General features: G+C 50.3%; 18 protein-coding genes and 1 pseudogene. 16 read left to right on the top strand and 3 right to left on the bottom strand.

The window, feature by feature from the left end:
• Positions 1–247 precede the first annotated feature (247 nt).
• The 5 genes from ACFMKP_RS23265 (at position 248) to ACFMKP_RS23245 (ending at position 3727) form a co-directional block, all read left to right on the top strand.
• Positions 248–1324 (top strand): permease, encoded by a 1077-nt coding sequence (locus ACFMKP_RS23265; RefSeq protein ID WP_382295807.1) that lies wholly within the window; start codon positions 248–250, stop codon positions 1322–1324.
• An 8-nt stretch (positions 1325–1332) separates the two neighbouring features.
• A complete protein-coding gene (locus tag ACFMKP_RS23260) occupies positions 1333–2028 on the top strand; it encodes a TIGR03943 family putative permease subunit (RefSeq protein ID WP_054532710.1) in 696 nt (231 codons plus the stop codon).
• 18 nt (positions 2029–2046) lie between these two features.
• Positions 2047–2310 carry a hypothetical protein gene (locus ACFMKP_RS23255; RefSeq protein WP_382295804.1) on the top strand — a complete coding sequence of 88 codons (264 nt, stop codon included), beginning with the start codon at positions 2047–2049 and terminating at the stop codon, positions 2308–2310.
• Between the two features lie 232 nt (positions 2311–2542).
• A complete protein-coding gene (locus ACFMKP_RS23250; RefSeq protein ID WP_382295801.1) occupies positions 2543–3493 on the top strand; it encodes an NAD(+)/NADH kinase in 951 nt (316 codons plus the stop codon).
• A 3-nt stretch (positions 3494–3496) separates the two neighbouring features.
• Positions 3497–3727 (top strand): DUF951 domain-containing protein, encoded by a 231-nt coding sequence (locus tag ACFMKP_RS23245; RefSeq protein WP_382295798.1) that lies wholly within the window; start codon positions 3497–3499, stop codon positions 3725–3727.
• Between the two features lie 13 nt (positions 3728–3740).
• Here the strand turns inward: ACFMKP_RS23245 and ACFMKP_RS23240 are convergent, their stop codons facing one another.
• Entirely contained in the window at positions 3741–5093 is a 1353-nt protein-coding gene (locus tag ACFMKP_RS23240; RefSeq protein WP_382295796.1) for a hypothetical protein, read from the bottom strand.
• 179 nt (positions 5094–5272) lie between these two features.
• Here ACFMKP_RS23240 and ACFMKP_RS23235 point away from each other — a divergent pair, with 179 nt between their 5' ends.
• The 11 genes and pseudogenes from ACFMKP_RS23235 to ACFMKP_RS23185 all read left to right on the top strand — a co-directional run bounded on the left by ACFMKP_RS23235 (position 5273) and on the right by ACFMKP_RS23185 (position 17073).
• Positions 5273–5641 carry a response regulator transcription factor gene (locus ACFMKP_RS23235; RefSeq protein WP_382295793.1) on the top strand — a complete coding sequence of 123 codons (369 nt, stop codon included), beginning with the start codon at positions 5273–5275 and terminating at the stop codon, positions 5639–5641.
• Positions 5642–5810: 169 nt separating this feature from the next.
• Positions 5811–6656, top strand: a pseudogene (locus ACFMKP_RS23230) (serine protease); the annotation flags it as partial.
• A gap of 24 nt (positions 6657–6680) precedes the next feature.
• Positions 6681–8309, top strand: a complete 1629-nt coding sequence (locus ACFMKP_RS23225; RefSeq protein WP_382295871.1) for a hypothetical protein — start codon at positions 6681–6683, stop codon at positions 8307–8309.
• 148 nt (positions 8310–8457) lie between these two features.
• Positions 8458–8850, top strand: coding sequence for a hypothetical protein (locus ACFMKP_RS23220; RefSeq protein ID WP_382295791.1), 393 nt, complete (start codon positions 8458–8460; stop codon positions 8848–8850).
• Positions 8843–9646 carry an isopentenyl phosphate kinase gene (locus ACFMKP_RS23215; protein ID WP_382295788.1) on the top strand — a complete coding sequence of 268 codons (804 nt, stop codon included), beginning with the start codon at positions 8843–8845 and terminating at the stop codon, positions 9644–9646. Before ACFMKP_RS23220 ends, ACFMKP_RS23215 begins: the two co-directional genes overlap by 8 nt.
• Before the next feature lie 48 nt (positions 9647–9694).
• Entirely contained in the window at positions 9695–10159 is a 465-nt protein-coding gene (locus ACFMKP_RS23210) for a hypothetical protein (RefSeq protein WP_382295785.1), read from the top strand.
• Positions 10160–10175: 16 nt separating this feature from the next.
• The gene (locus tag ACFMKP_RS23205; protein ID WP_382295782.1) at positions 10176–10925 is read left to right on the top strand and encodes a DUF881 domain-containing protein; all 750 of its coding nucleotides are present in this window, start codon (positions 10176–10178) and stop codon (positions 10923–10925) included.
• Positions 10922–11629 carry a DUF881 domain-containing protein gene (locus tag ACFMKP_RS23200; protein WP_382295780.1) on the top strand — a complete coding sequence of 236 codons (708 nt, stop codon included), beginning with the start codon at positions 10922–10924 and terminating at the stop codon, positions 11627–11629. Before ACFMKP_RS23205 ends, ACFMKP_RS23200 begins: the two co-directional genes overlap by 4 nt.
• Positions 11630–11669: 40 nt before the next feature.
• A complete protein-coding gene (locus ACFMKP_RS23195) occupies positions 11670–12881 on the top strand; it encodes an NAD(P)/FAD-dependent oxidoreductase (protein ID WP_382295868.1) in 1212 nt (403 codons plus the stop codon).
• Between the two features lie 66 nt (positions 12882–12947).
• Positions 12948–13844 (top strand): hypothetical protein, encoded by an 897-nt coding sequence (locus tag ACFMKP_RS23190; RefSeq protein WP_382295778.1) that lies wholly within the window; start codon positions 12948–12950, stop codon positions 13842–13844.
• Positions 13831–17073, top strand: coding sequence for a tetratricopeptide repeat protein (locus ACFMKP_RS23185; RefSeq protein WP_382295775.1), 3243 nt, complete (start codon positions 13831–13833; stop codon positions 17071–17073). The genes ACFMKP_RS23190 and ACFMKP_RS23185 overlap by 14 nt, the downstream gene beginning before the upstream one ends.
• Position 17074: 1 nt before the next feature.
• On the opposite strand, the gene ACFMKP_RS23180 is transcribed toward ACFMKP_RS23185, so the two are convergent.
• Both ACFMKP_RS23180 and ACFMKP_RS23175 read right to left on the bottom strand, forming a co-directional pair.
• Positions 17075–17770: a response regulator gene (locus tag ACFMKP_RS23180; protein ID WP_382295772.1), complete on the bottom strand. Its 696-nt coding sequence runs from the start codon at positions 17768–17770 to the stop codon at positions 17075–17077.
• Positions 17771–17775: 5 nt separating this feature from the next.
• A complete protein-coding gene (locus ACFMKP_RS23175) occupies positions 17776–20463 on the bottom strand; it encodes a DUF4118 domain-containing protein (RefSeq protein ID WP_382295769.1) in 2688 nt (895 codons plus the stop codon).
• Positions 20464–20555: the final 92 nt, after the last annotated feature.

Here is a 20555-nt window from a genome sequence, read left to right as displayed (position 1 = left end):
GGGGCTGGGGGGTGAGGGGACACGGTTGCCAATCCAATCAACCAGTACAGCTCTGGGCTATCGGAACATGCTTCGTGGAATTCGTGGCTAAAAAGCTTTATCGTTGCAAGCTTTGGCGAAAATCAATCTTCGCGATTCCCATCCTTCGTGCGCTTCGTGCCCTTCGTGGATAAACCAATGGGCTTGGTGTTTTCAGCACTGAGATTTTCGGGTATCATGGCAGCAGTTGAACCAACGAGGTATCCCCATGGCTGTTGTCAGTGTCAATGCTCAATCCAAAACTCAACGTAAATGGCTCCTGTTTTTCGCTCCGATAATTGGCATTATTGGGCTATGGCTGGCAAGCGGTTGGCTTGTGCCCAGCAATTTAGCCCCATTAACCAATAAACTGCAAGGCTTGGTTACGACCTTCCAAGGGATTTTTATTGAAGCCTTGCCCTTTTTGAGCGCAGGCGTGATTGTCTCGGTGTTAATTGGCGAGTTTGTGAAGCCCCAGCATTTGGCCAGTTTTGTGCCGCAAAATGCCTTTGGCGCTTCAATTTTTGGCTCGCTCTTGGGCTTACTGTTTCCGGTCTGCGAGTGTGGTGCGATTCCGACCAGTCGGCGCTTGTTGCGCAAAGGCGCACCGGCCCCGATGGGCATTGCCTTTGCCTTGGCGGCTCCGGTCGTCAATCCAGTTGTATTGATCTCAACCTCAATTGCCTTTGGCGATGTGCGCTGGGCCTTGGCTCGGGTTGGCTTTACGATTGTGATTGCCTTGACGATTGGCTTGATTATCGGCGCGGGAATTAAACGCGAGTCGATTCTCACGCCACTTTCGCTGACTGCCGACGATGATCACGACCATAGCCATTGCGATCACGATCATGGCACATGCGACCACACCCACGACCAACCAAAAGGCCGTTTGGCGGGCTTGATTGCCCATGGCAGCACCGAGTTTTTCGAGATGGCGCAATATTTGGTGATTGGCTCGTTGCTGGCGGCCACCATGCAAACCTTCATCCCCCAATCAGCATTATTAACCTTGAACGATAGTAGCATTGGCTTTTTTGCACCATTGGTCGGGATTGTGGTGCTGATGTTGGTGGCAGTGCTGCTTTCAGTTTGTTCAACCGTCGATGCCTTTTTGGCGCTTTCGTTCCTTGGCTTGTTCCATCCTGGCGCGGTCATGGCCTTCTTGGTCTTCGGCCCGATGATCGATATTAAAAGCACGTTGATGCTGACCTCAACCTTCCGGCGCTCGGCGGTGGTGGCGATGGTCGTGCTGGCAGCGTTATTTGCAATTATTGCTGGCTTGATCAGCTATGTTGTTTTGGTGTGAGGTGTTGAATGCAACGTCAAGTGCTTGAGCGTTGGCTCTCGATTGCGGTAATGTTTGGCTTGGGAGCCATGATTATTTTCAAATGGCAAACCAACCGCTTGAATTTGTATATTCATCCGCGCTATACTAGCTTGTTGGTAGCGACGGCAATTGTGTTGCTGCTGGCGGCGCTGGGCATGGCCCTGACCAAAGCGCCTGCTATACCCAAACGCATGTTGGCCTTGTTGACGATTCCGGTGGCCTTTGCCTTGTTGGTGCCTGCTCGTCCATTGGGGGCAAATTTAGTCTCTGGGAAGGCCTTAAATGCCAATTCAAGCGATAATTTGCTCGCCCGCTGGAAAACCAATTTATCCGATGATAGCAAAAGCTGGACGTTGCTTGAGTGGACGACCGCCGTGCGTCAGAGCGACCTTGCGGTGTTGCGCGATAAGCAAGCAGCCTTCGAGGGCTTTGTCTATCGCACTCCCGACTTGCCCGCCGATGAAGTGCTGGTTGGGCGCTACGTTGTTACCTGCTGCACCGCCGATGGCACCGCCTTGTCGTTGCGGGTGAAGGCCAGCAACGGCGCGGATTTTGCCAACGATCAATGGGTGCGAGTTGAAGGAACATTCGTGCCAGCTGAAATTAATGGCTCGATAGTACCCCAAATTGCAGGAACCCTAGTATCAATTGAGATGCCAAGTTCACCTTATTTATATCCATAAATTGCTGAGGAGTTTACGATGAAACCATGGCTTCGCCGAACGATCATTTTTTCAGGGATTAGCCTGTTGTTGGGCGCAATTTTCAAGGAATTTTCACAGCCACGCGGTTTGCGGGTTGGTGAAGGCAAAGTTTTGGGCGTTCCCTACAGCCTGCGCCTGCCAAACAGTAGCGATTTGCGCCAACGCTATTGGAATGCAGACGGCAGCCCAGTTGCTCCACCACTGCTTGGGGTTGGCTTTTATCCTAATATTCCAGCCTTGTTGCGCAAGTTGCAAAAGTAGGGGTTGGGGATAAGAACATAGAGCATAGAACATAGAGCATAGGAACTGGGGATTGGCCATCAGAATTGGTTGTTTAACGCAGAGGCGCAGAGGATGGCTATAGGCTTTGGGCTATTGGCTAGCGGAAGATTTTTCGTGCAATTCGCGGAATTCGTGGCGAAAAAAGCTTCGTGTGCTTCGCGGTTTCATACCTTCGTGCCCTTCGTGGATCAATTTTTGGAGATCGGTAGTTATGACCAGTGTTGCGATTATTGCCAATCCAGCCTCAAGTAAAGATATTCGGCGGGTGGTCAGCCATGCGTCAAGTGTCTCGAACAACGAAAAAACTAGCATTGTGCGGCGGGTGCTGCAAGGCTTGGCAGCTACGCCAATTGATGAAGTTTGGTATTTGCCCGACCATGCTGGAATTGTGCGCAACGCTGCAGAACGCCAACAATTGCCATTTGGCTTGCTGCCGTTCGAGGGCCAATGGCATGATCACGCCGATGATACAACCTTGGCTGCGCGCTTAGCCGAACAGCAAGGCATTGATTGTTTGATCACGCTTGGTGGCGATGGCACAGCTCGAGCTGCAATCAAAGGCGCGCGCTCGATCCCGATTTTGGCGCTTTCGACCGGCACCAACAATGCCTTTCCCCAAACAATTGAGCCAACCTTGGCTGGCTTGGCTGCTGGCAGCGTGGCATGTTTTGCACCTGATGCCATCAATCGCCATGCCTTGCTCGAAATTTATCGCAACCACGAATTGCTTGACATAGCGTTGGTTGATGTGGCCAGCGTTGCCGATAGTCTTGGCGGGCGGGCGGTGTGGGAAATTAGCAAAGTGCAACAGGTGGTTACCACGCGCTTAACCCCGGGCACGGTTGGGCTTTCGGCGATTGGTGGCCATGCTGGCATTGCGCCTGCCGAGGCTCAAGCGGTGCATGTGCTGCTTGGTGCTGGCCGCAGCATCAACGTGCCAATCGCGCCAGGGATGATTACGCCAGTGCCGATTGCTGAGCACAGCTATTTGCCCGCTGGGCAACGGATTGCGCTGCGTAGTGGCGCGATTGCGCTTGATGGCGAGCGCGAATGGATGGCGCGGGCTGGCGAAGATTGGCAGGTTGGGGTCATTGCCGAAGGCGTGATAACCGTTGATCTTGCTGCCGCCTTGGCTGCATTTGCCAAGCAGCAAGCGAGGTAAATTGTGGCCCGTTTAGATTTAGCCCTTGACGACATTGTGCAATTGCGCAAGCCCCATCCATGTGGCGGGTATCGCTGGCGAGTCACGCGTTTGGGAGCCGATATTGGCTTGCGCTGCATGACCTGTGAGCATAAAGTGATGTTGCCGCGTGCCACTGTCGAGCAACGCACCAAAGCCCATTTCGATGCCGAAGGTCAGCCCAAACCTGCACCAAGCACCGACAATGCCCCATAAATGTATGGGGCATTTATTTATTCTCGACCATAATATGTTTTTCGACTGGCTCATTGCCACAGGCAATAAATCCTTCTACTCCAAGCATTGGGATTCCTTTAATTTGCAGGATATGTAAGCCGTTTGTAATCGTTGTTGTATCCCAATCCCACATAAAGCCATGGGTTGGTAGATCAGGCTCGTGATTCAACCCATACTGTGCATTCCCCATATGTTTGCCATCAACCCACATTTCAACCCGTTCAATCATATTAGTATCATTAACTGTCATCCAACCACCAACTGGAAAAACTCCGCGAATTGTATCGCCATGTAATGGCCCATCGGTGCACCCAAACGGTGCTGGTAAAAGATATTCGCGAGTTGCTGCTTGCTCAACATTCAGGCCATTGGTTGACATATTACGGGTTACTAGATAGCTATATAAAGGAATTGTGCTGGTATGCGGTTGCTCCGAATCGAAAATCGCAATGCCGATCAAAATTTGGTCTTGGGGGGTAACATCTGGTGCAATCGTGTAGCTTTGGCACTGATTAGTCAGCTGAACGCTATAATCGCGAATTGGCTTTGGATTTGGGGCAATTTCAGCAGCTTCGATGTAGTAAGCCAAGGGTTTCTGTGGGTCGGTAGCACAAATTCTGGCAATAATTCGTCCATAGATAAATTTATTATTCTCGATAGAATCAGTCCACTCAAATGATAGATTTGTTCTGTCTAGAGCTACAGTAATTGGCGGCGGTGGAGTGATAGTTGGTTGGATGGTTGGCTGAATATGTTGCTCAAGCACATTAACTAGCCCTGCTTGACTATTATCGCCTTGAATAATATTGATGCCCGGCAACATGATGATCATTAATGGAAATACGATCGCGATTAGACTAATGACTGCAATACTTTGGTGGAAACGCTTACGATGGGGCTTGATTGGGCTATCAACGATGGTATTTGATGGTTGAATTGAAATATGTTGGCTATTGGTCGTGGTAGTTGTATTGAATTGATTTGATTCTGCTGTATTCTCAATAACTTCAATTTCCTCCTCAATGATGGTTGGGTTGGCCGTTGTTTGTTGTAACAATTGATTGATATGAGCCTGAACCTCGTTTGGTCGATGCTTAGCTTTTTGGCCTGCGCTCAACAACAATGCTGAGGTTTCGATTTCGGTTAATTTAAGCCATTTGGCAATCTTTAAAATGACCTCCTCTTCGTTTGGTGTATGCTCACCTCTGATCCATTTATAAAAGGTTGCTTTACTAATCTCTAGATTTGTATAGAAGGCCTTGTTTGATTTGCCACGCCAATAATGATTAAACAAGAGATTAAAAACCGTTGCAAAATCCTGATCCAAGAGCGAACTTGACCCCATGCGACCTCCTACGAGCCTCTAGACCACTATTGAGCCATTGCTAGACTTGATCTTAGACCAATGTTTAGACCTTTGTCAAAGCCAGATTTGATATAGATTGCATATACTTTTGCTTGATCGATCACGACTGGATTGCAGTCATTGCGCAATGACATCTTAGGAATTTAAGGAGATGTCAGATGGCTCGTTTTGCTGGGAGTATGCTTCGGAAGATCCTAACATATTGGGTATTTCAATGTATTTGGAAACACAATTGGGTATTGCAAACCCAACTGGGATTAATGCTGATTGGTTTATCGTTGCGCTTGTTGCGAATCAATACCAATGGGTTGCCAATTTCCGATCGCGAGTTGGAGGTTTTAGAACAAGTTTGGTATGAAAAAACTGATGAGGAGATTGCGGCAACCCTTGTCATTTCAGTCGCTACAGTGAAGCTCCATATCCATAATATTCTTACCAAGCTTGAGCGGCAAAGCCGTTATCAGGCGGCAATTATGGCCTATAAGCAAGGCTGGATTCCGCTGCACAAATCCAAAGATATATCCTGAGATTATTTTTTGAGCTGTAATTGTCTGTTAGACTGCGACTATCTTGAATCATACTTTAGACCTATGTACCTTCTATGCTGAGGAAAGGGGGGGCTTATTTCAATGTAATAATTTGTATTTTAACGAGAGTTTAATCTAGCGCATAATCGTTACCTAAGGAGGAATAGTAATGAAGTTTTTTAAGAACCGATCTTTATACTGGATTTTAGTAGTATTAATATTGATTCAATCGAATACTGTTAATCTTAACAATGCTGCAGCAAGAGATAAAAACACTATTGATATAGTACAGGATAACTATCAATTCAAATCTAATACGGACGCACCCATAGATAAGATCGTTGGTGGATCACCAGCCAACGCTGGTGAATTTCCATGGCAGGCACGCATTGCCCTAAATAATAATTTATATTGTGGAGGTTCCTTAATCTCTGTAGAATGGGTTATTACTGCTGCTCATTGCGTAAGCGAAAGCCAAAAACCATTCCTTAAAGTTGTTGTAGGTGATCATAATTGGCTAGTAGATGAAGGAAGTGAACAAATTCGATCAATTGACCAGATTATAATTCATCCAAACTATAATAAAACAAGCCATGATAGCGATGTTGCTTTGTTGAAACTAGCTAGTGCAATAAACCTTAATAGTCGTGTTGGGTTAATTCCAATTGTAAGGCCGATTGATGCAGATTTATACAACCCTGATGTTGTTGCAACTGTTACTGGTTGGGGAAGATTGTCTCAGGGAGGACTATTGCCTGATGTTCTTCATAAAGTTCAGGTACCAATCGTATCTAATGACATTTGTAATTCTCAAGACTCGTATAATAATGAAATTACTGTAAACATGGTTTGTGCTGGATATGCAACCGGTGGAAAGGATTCATGTCAGGGAGATAGCGGAGGCCCACTGATCGCTCAAAGGATGGGCATCTGGAAATTAACTGGTATTGTAAGTTGGGGGAATGGGTGTGCAAAGCCTAATAAATATGGTGTATATACACGCCTTCTGAATTATACAGATTGGATTAAGACTAATGCTGTGATAGTAGAGGGCTATATCGATGGGCCAGCCCCCAATGCCCAACTGACCAATCGGATTAAAATCAATGGTTGGGCCAAAAGTACCAATTCTACGATCAAGGAAGTCAATATCTATGGGCGTTTGGCTGGATCGAACCATTCATTTGTGCCATTGGCCAAAGCCAATTATGGCGAATATCGGCCTGATCCTGGGTTGACTGGGCCGTATGGCTGGTCGTGGGAGTGGGATACGACCCGTTATGGCAATGGCAACTATGAGTTAAAAGTTAAAGCAACCTCGCTTGATGGCAGCAGTACATGGTTGCTTGATTCAGCCAATCATTCAGAAACCCTGAGGGTAAGTGTTCAAAATAGCACCCATGCATGCCTTAAACCGCTGTATCGCTATTTCAATAGCTCAGTTTTACGTCATTTCTATACCCAACATTGGAGTGAGCTAGGCTTGGGCGATGTGAATTGGCGCTATGAACAAATTACTGGATTTGTTGCAGCTAGCGGCTGTTCGTTGCCAAGTGGCACGCCGCTCTATCGTTTGGCTCACAACACGCTGACCCCTAAACACATGTATGCCACCCAATACGAGCGTGATGTCTTGGTTTCGAGTGGGGAATATCACGACGAGGGTCGTGTTGGCTTAATCGCTCAACAGCCCCAAAGCCAATATGTGATGGCTTCGTTGCAACGCTTGTATCACTCGGGCCGCAATGATCATTTCTTTACAACCGATCAAACCGAGGTTAATTTAGCGCGTAATGAAGGCTATCAACTTGAAAACCCGGTTGGTCAGATTGTTACCGTGGCAAATGTTTATCCCAATCCGCCAACAGGCCTGAGTCCAAGCGGGACTACATTAAATAGCCTGAACGTGCAACTAACATGGAATGATGCTGGTGATCCTGATAATCACCCACGAGCCTCCCGTGATTATGTGGTAGAAATTCGGGCTACCAATAACTCGTGGTCGCAAAGCCGCTCATGGAATAGTGCGACAAACTGGTCGGTGGCAGTTCCTCAACCTGGAACGTATGCATGGAAGGTGCGTGCTGGTGATGGGCTTAGCCCAAGTGCTTGGTCGGCAGAACGTCAATTTACCGTGAGTAACAATGCGCAGGCAGGGCTGATGGTCAATCCTAATCCAATTCCTGCCTCAGCTTCATCATCAAGTGCCACAATTACGTGGGGTACTGGCAATAGCAATCAAGGACAATTATTTGTGTCGGAAAATGGTGGGCCTGATCGCTTGATGGCGCAAGGTCATTATGGTGTGGATAGCCCAGGGTGGTTTGCGCCTGGCTCTGAGTATCGCTTTCGTTTATATTCAGGCCTCAATCGTGAAACGCTGTTGCGCGAAGTTACGGTGCGCCGCGAACGAAGCTTGATTGCGAATCCAAGTAGTATTCCGGCGGGCGCGCAAGGGTTGCAACAAATTATGCTCTATTGGAGCACTGGCGATGGTAGTGAAGCTCAAGTCTATGTTTCAAAAGATGGTGGCGAAGATCGATTAATGTCGCAAGGCCCATATGGTAAGGCCGATCCTGCATGGATTGTACCTGGCTCGGTCTATCGTTTCCGTTTATATGCTGGCTTTAATCGGGCTACCTTATTGCGTGAAATTACTGTGCGCTAACGATTAAGAGTCTCCGAATCCTATGCCTCGTCAGCAATCAATTGCTGACGAGGCATAGGATTTTAAATTGGCTTAAATACTCATCAACCCCCAACATTGGATTGCCAGATTTCTAGTACAATAGTACCACCTGTGAAGGAGGTGGCGTATGCTTGAACGACCTTGTTGGCAGTGCCAAACTGGCAATAACCTCGATCAAACTCATTGCGTTGGCTGTGGGGCCGATTTGACGCAACCAACCGCAACAACCAGCCTTGCAACCAAGGCTCCAACCAGCTTAACCTCGCGCTTGCGTCAATCACCAATTTTGCGCAGCCCTGTGGCGAAGTCGGTCGCGCTTGGCTTGGCAGCATTGGCGGTCGATCTTGGCTCGAACTTGCTGAGCAAGCGCCAAAAGCCTGCTGCACCAACCACGGCCTTGGCAACTCGGCCATCAGCTGCACAGCGGGTCTTTTTGCGTCAACGCGAGTGGCAGGAGTTTGATGAACAGGGAACCTTGCGTCGCCATGTTGTGGAGCGTCTGATCATTCGCGATGAATAAGCCAATCTTTATCAAACTTGGCGGCTCGATGTTGACCGATAAAACCAGTGCCGAACGCTTGGCCGACCAAACGCTCAAGCAGGTTGTGACCGATTTATCTGCTTGGCGACAGGCCCATCCTACCCAGCCGATTTTGCTTGGCCATGGTGGTGGCTCGTTTGGCCATTATTGGGCTGAACGCTATCGCACGGCGCAAGGCATTATCGACGACCAAAGCTGGTGGGGCGTGGCTCGGGTGGCCGATGCGATGGCTAGGCTCAATCGGGCGGTGGTCGGCGCATGCCTTGATGCTGAATTGCCAGCGATTGGCATCCAGCCGATGGCCTCGGGCTTTGCCAATGCTGGCGAAATTCAAACGCTCGGTACGCAGCAAATCGCAACCCTGTTGGCTGCGGGAACGATTCCAGTGGTCTATGGTGATGTTTTGCTCGATAGCGTTCAAGGCTGTACAATCGCTTCGACCGAACGGATTTTTAGTGCCTTGGTGGGCACACTCCAACCAAGCCGAATCATTTTACTTGGCGAACAGGCCGTCTACGATGCCGATCCCCGCCAAAACGCCGCTGCCCAACCAATTTCTTTGATTAATCAGACAAACTACGCTACCATTATTGCTCGTCTCGGTGGCTCGCATGGCGTTGATGTCACCGGAGGTATGCGCAATAAGGTTGAAGCAATGTGGCAATTAGTCCAACACGCACCACAGCTCGAAATTTGGATTTGTGGTCCTCAACAGTTGCACTCTGCGTTATCAGGACAATTAAACGGCCCTGGCACAATCATCAAGCTCGATTAATGCCCTGCGTGCTGATCGCTATGATTTGCTATGCCTTTGGAGGTTTTTATGCAACGGCTTAAATTATTCACATGGTGTCTGTTTTTATTGGTTGGCTGTGGCCAAATTGCGGTCGAACCCAAGCCAGCTCCACCAGAATCGATCACCAGTGATGATTATGATGTTGCGGTGGTAAGCGTCGATTTCGACCCTGCCTTGCAAGGTTCGCGCTTGCCAATTAGCGATAAATATGCGGTTTTGGTTGCCTTGGAAAATCGCGGCCTGCTAACCGCCTATAATGTCAAAGTTAATGCGCGTTTGCGCCGCACGAGTGATGATATACTTATGCTGAGTGGTAGTAGAAGCGTCAATGAGTTGGCTCCTGGCCAAATCGTGGTCGTGCGGATCGAGCCTGAGGGAGCGATACCAGCCAATGCCGATGTCTATAGCCTGATTGTGCGCGCTGAACCACTTAGCCAAGAAACCCTTACCAGCAATAACACGCGCGAATTTACCATCCGCGTTGAGCCATAGCCCTGCGGGAGCACCTATGCGTCAACTATTACCCCAAAACCGTGCCATTTTGTCGCTGTTCGCTTTGCTTTTCGGTGGGTTGTTTGTCGGCATGCTGATGTCGGTCAAGCCCCAAGTGGCACTTTCGAGTAGTAGTAGTTCGCGCAATAGCTCGGCTAGCCTTAGTGTCGATCGCATTGGCACGCTGCGCGAGCATCAGCAAGAATTAAATGCTGAGCTTAGCCGCCTGCGCGATGAACAAGCAGATTTGCAAAAGCAATCGACCTCCAGCCAAAGCAACTTCGAGGAAATTCGCACTCAAATCGATCAGCAACAACAGCTTGCGGCCTTAGTTGCCATGCGCGGGCCTGGAGTTGTTGTAACCCTGAATGATAGCAATGCCAATTCGTTGCCTGATGAAGTTGCTGACGTGAATCGCTATATCATTCATCAGCAACAGCTCGTTACCTTGGTTGGCGTGCTCTGGAGCAATGGTGCTGAAGCGATTGCAATCAACGATCAACGGATCACGGATCAAACCTCAATTTACTGCGTTGGTTCAACAATTCTGATCAACCAAGAGTTGATGGCTCCGCCGTTTACGATTCGGGCCATTGGCGACCCCGCGAGTCTCGCCAATGCAGCCAGCAATTCTTCATTGCTCACCGATTTGTGGAGCCGCCAGCGCGAATATGGGATTGGCGTGGATGTCAAGCAAAAAGCCCAAGTCCAAGTGCCAGCCTACACCGGCCCCTTGGCCAACCGCCATATGGAGGTTGCGCCATGAAGTCGCTGCGGATTCGGCGCGGGATTTTGCGCCAAAGCCTGCTGACCTTGATGTGTATGTTGATTGGCTTTGCAGTCGTAACCCAACTCCGTACCTATGAAAATATTGCTAACGATGTGGTGAAGCTTTCGCCTGAGCAACGCGCCGAATTGATGATTAGCCTGATCGACCGCAATGCGGCGACCGAGCGCGAAATCAATGGCTTGCGCCAACAAAACGACGAGTATCGCCGCACCCAATCGAATGGTACCAGCACGCTCGATCAATTGGCTGGCGATTTAAATCGCTATAAATTGCATACTGGCGCGGTGCAAGTCCAAGGCGCTGGGGTCACCATTACGATTAATTATCCCTTGCGTGCTGCCGATGTGATTGCCTTGACCAACGAAGTGCGCAATGCCAGCGCTGAAGCAATTGCCATCAACGGACGGCGAATTATCGCCCGTACCCGCATCGAAGAAGATGATAACGCCGAATTGTATATTGATGGTGAAATTCAGCACACACCCTACACGATTCAAGCGATTGGTGACAAAGAAACCTTGATGGGCGCATTAAATCGGGTTGGTGGCCTGATTCGGATTTGGAACGAGATCGATGGCGTTGATATTATGATCGAGCAAACCAACGTGATTACCATGCCGCGCGTGAGCAACCAGCCTGAATTTCGCTATGCCCAACCAGCACCCAAAGACGGCCAATAGTTGGGCCATTTTGGGCCAAAATGAACTGCCATAGCCGCACATCCTTTGGTACAATAGTGCAAACATCATTGCACATCAAAGGAGATCGTTCGGAATGGTTCACCAAGCACAGGTCGTAATTATTGGGGCAGGCATCATTGGGGCTTCCGTTGCCTACCATCTTGCTGCGCGGGGCTGTACCGAGGTAGTGGTGTTAGAAAAAGAGTCGGTTGAGGTTACTGGCTCAACTGCTCGTTCTGCGGCTGGGGTTCGCCATCAGTTCTCATCACGCACCAATATCTTACTTTCCCAATATAGTATCGAACGCTACAAACATTTTACCGAAGAAATTGGCGGCCATGCCGAATTGCATCAACATGGCTATCTCTTTTTGTTTAATGATCATGCCGCATGGCAAGCCTATCAAGCAGTGATCGAGTTGCAACAGAGCCTCAATGTGCCCGTCGAGGTGCTGACACCAGAACAAGCGGCAGGCTACATTCCCGAATTAAACATTAGCGATCTTGTTGGCGCAACCTATTGCGCCGAAGATGGCTTTGTCGATCCGCATGGGATTGCCATGGGCTACTTGAATAAAGCCCGCGCCTTGGGCGTGAAGGTGCTGCGCGATGCACCAGCGCTCGGCTTTGAATTTGCCGATGATCAGGTCGTGGCGGTGCAAACTCCGCAAGGAACCATTCGCTGCAACTATGTCGTCAATGCTGCTGGCCCGTATGCTGGCGAAGTTGGCAAAACCGCTGGCTTTGAGATTCCGATCAAGCCCTATCGCCGCTGTATCTACGTTTCCGATCCATTTCCTGCCTTGCCCAAAGATATTCCGCTGACAATTGATGTTGGCACGGGAGCATACATTCGCAAAGAGCAAGATACGGTTTTGATGGGCTTGAGCAATCATAACGAGCCATCATCGCACGATACCACAGTTGATTGGGATTGGCTGGATACGGTCTTGGAAGCAATGCTTAATCGCTTTCCAATTTTGGAGCGCGCTGGTCTCTCCGAGCGCCAATCGTGGGCTGGCTCGTATGAAATTACGCCCGACCACCTGCCAATTCTCGGACGCATGCCCAATTGCCCCAACTGGCTGAATGCCGCTGGATTTAGCGGCCATGGCGTGATGCATGCTCCGGCAACGGGCTTGCTGATTGCCGAGGAAATTCTTGATGGCCGCGCTCACTCTATTGACATTGATGAGTTGCGGATCGAACGCTTTGCTGCTGGCGAATTGCACGCCGAACGCAATGTGATCTAGGGGTGTTTCAAGCCTGCGTCGTGCGTAGCGAGCGGCGCAGGCTTGCTGGAGTGGTGAGCAACGCCTATGCAGAGCATCGACAAACTTTTTGTAAACCGCGAGAAACAAACTGCTGGCTTTATTAAAATGCTCCAAGGCCAAACCCCCAAACGGATCATGATGATTGAGGCCAGCGGGGGGTTGGGCAAATCGTGGACTGTCGAATTTATGCGGGCTGAATGCCAACGGCAGGGCATTCCGAATGCTGAAATTGATTTTGCCGATAGTATCGTCTTTGATTTTTTGGCGTTGTTGCGGCGGGCACGCGATGGCTTCGGGGTTGCAGCCTTCAATCTCTTTACTCAGGCAATTAACGAGGTAACTCAGCCAACGGTGCGGATTGAAACTGGAGTTGCTAATACCAATGCAATTAATAATTTGCTTGGCCAAAGTAACACCTTCTCCGGCTCGAATGTGAATGTTGGCGAAGTTGTTGCTGGTAATGTAATCAAAGATAATTCGTTTGTGATTAATGCTGATAATGCGGTTGTGCGCCAAGCCTTGCAAGATCGTTTGAGCGGGGCTTTTTTTGAATGTTTGGCGGCGCTGACCAGCCAAGGCCCGCTCTGTTTTTTCTTCGATACCTACGATAAAGTGACGGTCGAAGCCGAGGCTTGGCTGATGGGCCAACTGCTGCCGCAGATTCGCGATGGCTTGATTAAAAACGTGGTCGTGGTAATCGCTGGGCGTTCAGTGCCAAAATTAGATAGTCAATGGGATCACTTGATTGCCCGAACTGGGTTAGATTTATTATCCGAGCCGCATGTGAAGGAATATTTGGTGCAGCGGCGTGGTCTCAGCGATGATCCAAATGTGATCAAAGCCTTGTTTCAAGGTAGCACTGGCCAACCCCAATTGCTCGCGATGTTAGCCGATAATATTCTGCGATCGCAAGCGAGCGGAGGCGACGATGACTGGCTCTGAACCCCATCAATGCCCCAGTTGCGAACAGCTTTTGCGGCCAACCAGCCTGTTTTGCCCACGCTGTGGCACGCCGACTATGCCAACCTTTAGCAATGCATTGCAACTCTCGATTACCCAAATTCTGGCCAGCATGAAGCCCGGCCAAGCAGAAGTGATGCGCCGCTGTGCGATTCCGCGCTGGTTTGATGCAGAAATTTTGGCGGTGCTGCGCGATCGTGACGATGGCAACAACGCTAATATTCTGCAACAAGTAGCCGAATATAGTTTTGTGCGCCAAATTGGTGAGGGTCGCTATGCTTTTATCGACGATGTGCGCCACTATTTGCTGGGCGATTGGCGCTTGCGCCCCGATGAATTGCGCCACATCCATGAACGCTTGTATAAATATTTTAAGCAGCGGGTGGAGTCAACCGTTGTCGAAAACCGTGCGACATGGCGACGTGAATTTGTATCCTATGATTTGATGCTGGCCTCGGCTATAACTACAAACCAGCACGATCCATCTGATAATGAGTCGGCTCTCGCTAAATATGTAAAAGCGCTTAAAAGTTTTCGTGATTTATTCGAAGAAGCATTCAATGCTCATCGCATGGCCGAAGCTGAGGCAATTTTGCTTGCTGCCGAGGAGCAAAGTAGCGTCCTAACTCCGTTGGTGCGCGATTGGCTGCTCTATTATCGTGGCAAGATGAATTTTGCCATGGTGCGGCTTGATGAGGCGATCGAGTGTTTTGAAATTTTGTTGAAGCGCGATGATCTCGATCCTGAGCTGCAAGTCTTGCTGGCGAATAGCTTGGGCGATGTGCAGGTTGAGGCTGGGCAGTGGTCGGCCTCAATTTTATCGTATCAAAAGGCCTTGGCAACGCCAAAAATCGCGCTAGCTCAACAGGCCGAAGCCCACCTTGGGATTGCCGATGCCTACAATGAAATTGCGGTCAGTGCTGGTGGTTGGCATCAACCACAGATTCAGAAATATCCGATTGCGCGCGCCTTGGCCAAGGTTTTTCAATCGATTGCGATTATTCCAATGTTTATTTTGGTCAGCATTTTGCGGCGTTTGGGGGCGGCTGTGCCTAAGCCATTGATTTTGCTGCGCTACCAAAATTGGTTGTTGGCGCGCATTTTTCGGGCTTCGCGCGAACAAACCATGGCCGCCTATGCTATCTTCCGTCAACAGGAAGATCAAGTGAACATGATTCGCTGTGAGATGCGCTTGATCGATATTGATGTGCTGTTTGGCAGCGTCGATGAAGCAATTGAATTGGCCAAGCAAAGCCTCGAACGGCCCGGCTGTGAAGAACCCTATCGCAAGGCGCGAGTGCAAGTGACGCTGGCGCGAGCCTTGATTGCGAAACACGATTTTGCGCAAGCAATCGCTATGCTTAATCAAGCCTTGACGGTGTTTCGGGCGGTTGATGATGGCCGTTGGGAGGCACGGGCGCTGACGACGCTTGGCCGAGCCTTGCAGGAAGCTGGTCAGCCAGATGAAGCGCTTAAAACCTATCAAGCAGGCTTGGCGCGAGCGCGAGGCATTGGCTCGGTGCTGAGTCGCGAACGCATTTTATACGAGCTGCGCACCTGGCGACGCTCGCAATTAACCTACCCCAGCGAAATTAGCACGATCTTGCGTGATGAGCCAACCCAACGCTTTGTGGCGCGCTTTCCGCGCTTTCTGCTGCCCTATTTGCAAGTTGGCCAAACTTTGCTGATTCCCTTGATTTTGGTCTTTGCGGCGATTGTCGCGCCCACGGTTGGCAATCAAACGATTGTCCAAGCGAGCAGTAATTTGGTCTTGCCTGCTGCTGATGTCTATATTTTTCCATGGTATCGGCTGATTATCTCGCCGTTGATTATGCTGGTGGCGACGGGCGTTGGCTATAGCGTGTTGGGCTTGATTGTGCTTTGGTATATGCCAATGACTCAGTTGCGCAATAATCAGCCAACCGTACACACGTTCACGCCCGATGAATTGATTCACTCCGATTCGTTTGGCCATGAATCGCATCGGATTAAATGGGCTGATGTGACCGAAATTATCACCGCTGATCGGCGGGTTTGGAAACGCCCATTGATGGTATTTTCGCGGAGTTTTGTGCGCTCGACGATGCAGCCATTGCTACGGGTTGATGGCATTACGGGCTGGTATAACAGCGTGATCTATTTGATTGAGAAACGTGCGCGGGAAGCTGGGGCACAAATTAGCTATCTAAGCGCCGATATTAGCTTGTTGCGCAGCGCTTGGGGCGTGGTGATTGGGCTTGGCACGCTGTTGTTGGGCCTGATCATTGCCAGTGTTAATGGCTGGATTCCGAATCTTGCAGAATTTTTGCCAGCAAGCTTCTACTCAATTCTTCAATTGCTTGGCTTTAGCGGGGTTTTGCTGATTGGCCCAACCATCTTCTGGACAGTGATTCGCCCGTTGCGGCTGGATAATGAATTTGCCTTGGATGAGCGCTTGCCAAGTTTGGCGGCGATGATTGGCTTGATCGTGATGGTGCTGTTTATCATCACCGATGGCGCGATTGTGCGGGTGCCAATTTTTAGCGTTTCGCTGTTTATTGCTGGGGTCTATGTCTTTAGCGAAGGCATTTACCAGCTTGGGGTACGGCGCGGCAAGGATCGGCGCTGGCGCACGGGGGTAACGATTGTTGGTTTTGGCTTGTGGCTGGGCGCAATGCTGATTGTACGCGAAACGGTGTGGCGCGAGTTTTATCATGCTCGTTCATATGCCTACGCCATTCAGGGCAACGAGGCGGCGGCGGCTGATGATCGCTTGCGTGAAGTGGCCCAAACCACAATTCTGTTTGAGCGGCCTATGGCTATAGAAGAAGCAGTGCTGGCTAGCCAAAGCAGCGATTGGGAGCAAGCCGACCAGCAATACACGGCAATTGTTAATAACCGCGACTACGATGCGCGAACGCAGGCCTTGGCCTACCACAACTGGGCCTTGACCGAGCTTGCCCGCTGCAAAAAAAATAGCTGTAACGAAGCAGAATTGGCACGCATTGCCCAGTTTGAGGCCACAGCAATTGAATTAATTGATCAAGCAATCACTCATCACAATGCGAATCCCGAAGAGCGGGCGGTGTTGCTTGAGGCCCAAGGCGCTGCTTATATCGAGGTTGGCCAAATTCCGGCGGCGATTCAAAAATTAACCGAGGCCTTGGCTAGCACCCGTGAACCCCAAGCCCAGCAACGTATTCGCGAGCTGTTGAATTCGCTGCAACGCTAAATTACTCAATTGCCAAGCGATAGCCAACCCCAGGTTCGGTCAATAAATAGCGTGGGCGAGCGGCATCAGCCTCCAGTTTATGCCGCAATTGGCCCATATACACCCGTAGATAATGGTTTTCTTCGGTATAGGCTGGCCCCCAAACCTCGCGTAAAAGCTGGCGATGGGTCAGTACTTTGCCTGCATGCTGTACCAACGTGGTCAGCAATTTATATTCGTTGGGTGTGAGATGGACTTCTTCTTCGGCCACAAACACCTGCCGCCGCACCAAATCGACGCGCAAGCTGCCAACCTGAAAGATTGGCTCACTTTTTTCGCCAGTTTGGTGGTGCAAATGGCGCAAGGCAACCCGTAAGCGCGCCAACAATTCGCCCATGCCAAACGGCTTGGTCAGGTAATCGTCAGCACCTGCATCGAGCGCGGCAATTTTATCGTCCTCGCGACCGCGTGCTGAAAGCACAATAATCGGCGTATTCGTCCATTCGCGCAAGCGCTTGGTGACCTGCAATCCATCCATATCGGGCAGGCCCAAATCTAAAATGATGATTGCTGGGCGTTGCATAGCCGCTTGCAATAAACCATCCTCGCCATTTTCCGCCTCGATCAGCGTGTAACCATGGCTTGGCAGCGAGGCGCGCAGAAAACGCCGAATTGGCGCTTCATCTTCAATCACTAAAACACTGATTGCGTTTGACATCAACCTTATTCCTCATGGATTTGCGGCGGTTGGCCGTCGATTGGCAGGGTGAAGGCGAAGATTGTGCCGCCTGCTGGGCGATTTTCAGCCCAAATTGTACCACCATGGGCTTCGATAATGCCGCGACAGATCGTTAGCCCCAGCCCAACCCCGCTGCTTGCTGAACGATTGGTTTGCAAGCGAACAAACTTTTCGAAGATCGTTTCCAGGGCACTGGCTGGAATTCCAGGCCCATGATCAGCAATCTGCACCTCGATCATCGCCACTTGTTGAATCGCTCGAATCTCGATTGGGCTACTGCTCGGAGTATATTTGAGGCAATTTTCGAGCAAATTGACCAACACTTGCTCGATTAACACGCTATCAAACGGTACAAAGGTTTGTTCTGGCACATCGATGCTAAGTGCACGTTGATCGATCTGCGGGCTTAAGCGCGCAAGGGCTGTGCCAATCACTTCTTCGAGCGCTTGCCATTCTTTATGCACCTGCACTGCGCCTGCTTCCAAACGCGTCATATCGAGTAAATTGCTGAGTAAGCGGTTGAGCCGTTCGCCTTCGTCGGCAATCATCTGAATGAGTTCGTGCTGCACTTGCTGATCAAACTGATTATTCTGATCAAGCAAGGTGCTGGCTGCGCCGCTAATTGCCGCCAATGGCGTGCGCAGATCGTGGGAAACTGAGCTGAGCAGTGAGTTGCGCATGCGCTCAGTTTCAATTTGCACGCTGGCGGCTTGCGCTTCTTCGGCAAGGTGAGCGCGTTCGATTGCGACGGTGGTTTGGTTGGCAAAGGTTTCGAGCAAATGGCCATGGCTTGGGTCGAGCAAACGGCGTGGTTGTTCTGGTTGCAAGGCTAATACGCCGACAATGCCGCGCGTGGCAACCAAGGGCAGATACATGGCTTGGGCGCTGGGCAAGGTGTCGCTGTGCATGCCCGCTTTTTGCTGATGATCATACACCCATTGGGCGGTGATGAGTTCGCGTTGGTCGTTGATAAAGCCCGCTTGTTGACCGACAATCGCCCGTACTTGGCCCTTGGCATTGGGCAGCAAAATCGCTGCTTGGCCTTCAAAGACGCTGCTAATATGCTGAACCGCAGTTTGCAGCAAATTATCCAAGCCGCGAATACTGGCAAATTCACGGGTCATGGCATACAGCGCGGCGGTGCGGCGCTCGCGTTGGCGGGCGGTTTCGGCCTGCGCCTGAATTTGCACCGTCAGCGTGCTAATGGTTAAGGCGACGACCAACATCACCAGAAAGGTCAACAGATATTGAACATCGGAGACGGCGAAGGTCAGATAGGGCTGTACAAAGAAAAAATCGAATGCTGCCACACTTAAAAGCGATGCACAGATCGCTGGCCCACGTCCGTAGCGCGCCGCCACCCAGGTTACACCCAGCAGATAGAGCATAATCAAATTCGATAATTCGAGATGCGGAAAAATACCCTGAGCTACGATCGTACACAGGCCAATAATGCCGATTGATTTGACATAATTTATTTTTGCTGGTTTCGATTGTTGGCTGGGCTGAGCTTGAGCACTATAGGTGTCGTCGTGTTCGCCGCTAATCACATAGACATCAATTTCACCGCTTTGGCGAATCAATTGATCGACGATTGAGCCAAACAGCAATTCGCGCCAACGCGGCTGAGCTGGCTTGCCAACGACGATTTTTGAAACATTGCGTTGACGCGCATAGCGTAGTATTTCCTCGCCCGGGTTGATGCCGCCAAGGGTCACAATTTGCGCACCCAAACTTTCGGCTAAGCGCAGGGTTGCGGTCACGCGGTCGCGATCGGCCTCACTTAGCCGCAGCTGTTTGGGCGTTTCAACGTAGGCCACAATCCACTCGGCGCGCAGATCGGTGGCCATGCGACGGGTTGCGCGCACCAAACGCTCGGAAAGCGGGCTTGGCCCAACTCCAACCAACAAGCGTTCACGAGTTGGCCAGGTTGTCGGAATCGCATGATCCGAGCGATAGCGCTGCATTTGGGCATCAACTCGATCCGCAGTGCGGCGTAGGGCCAGTTCACGCAGCGCAATTAAATTGCCTTTGCGAAAAAAATTGCGCGCCGCTTGGGCTGCTTGGCTGGCGATGTAAATTTTGCCTTCATTCAAGCGCCCAAGCAATTCATCAGGCGGCAGATCGATTAACTCAACTTCATCGGCGGATTCAAGCACTGCATCGGGCACAGTTTCGCGCACAATCACGCCAGTAACTTGGGCCACAAGATCGTTGAGGCTGGCCAGATGCTGCACATTGACGGTGGTATAGACATCAATCCCCGCATGCAACAGCTCGTCAATATCCTGCCAGCGTTTGGCATGACGCGAATTAGGCGGGTTGCTATGGGCCAATTCATCGACCAAAATCAAGCTTGGCTTGCGCGCCAAAGCCGCATCAAGATCAAATTCGCGCAGGGTTGTGCCGCGATATTCAACTTGCAAGGCTGGCAGCTGAGGCAAACCAACCAAGAGCGCATCGGTTTCGGCGCGGCCATGGGTTTCGATATAGCCAACCAGCACCTCAATCCCTTCGGCGTGGCGTTGTTGAGCGGCTTGAAGCATGGCATAGGTTTTACCAACGCCTGCTGCTGCCCCAAAAAAGACTTTTAACCGCCCACGTTGCGCTTGTTGGCTAGTATGTTGAATTCGTTCAAGCAGACGATCAGGGTTTGGGCGTTGATGTTCCATCGAAAAAAAGCCTTCGCTGTTGGTAGAAAATGTCAAGTTTTAAACGTTGGTTTGCGCTAAGCTGCCTCCATTGGTTTGATGATTTGATCAAT

The organism is Herpetosiphon sp. NSE202, assembly GCF_042688385.1.
In the GTDB taxonomy this organism is placed as follows: Bacteria; Chloroflexota; Chloroflexia; order Chloroflexales; family Herpetosiphonaceae; genus Herpetosiphon.
This window is presented reverse-complemented; position numbering and strand designations above follow the sequence as displayed.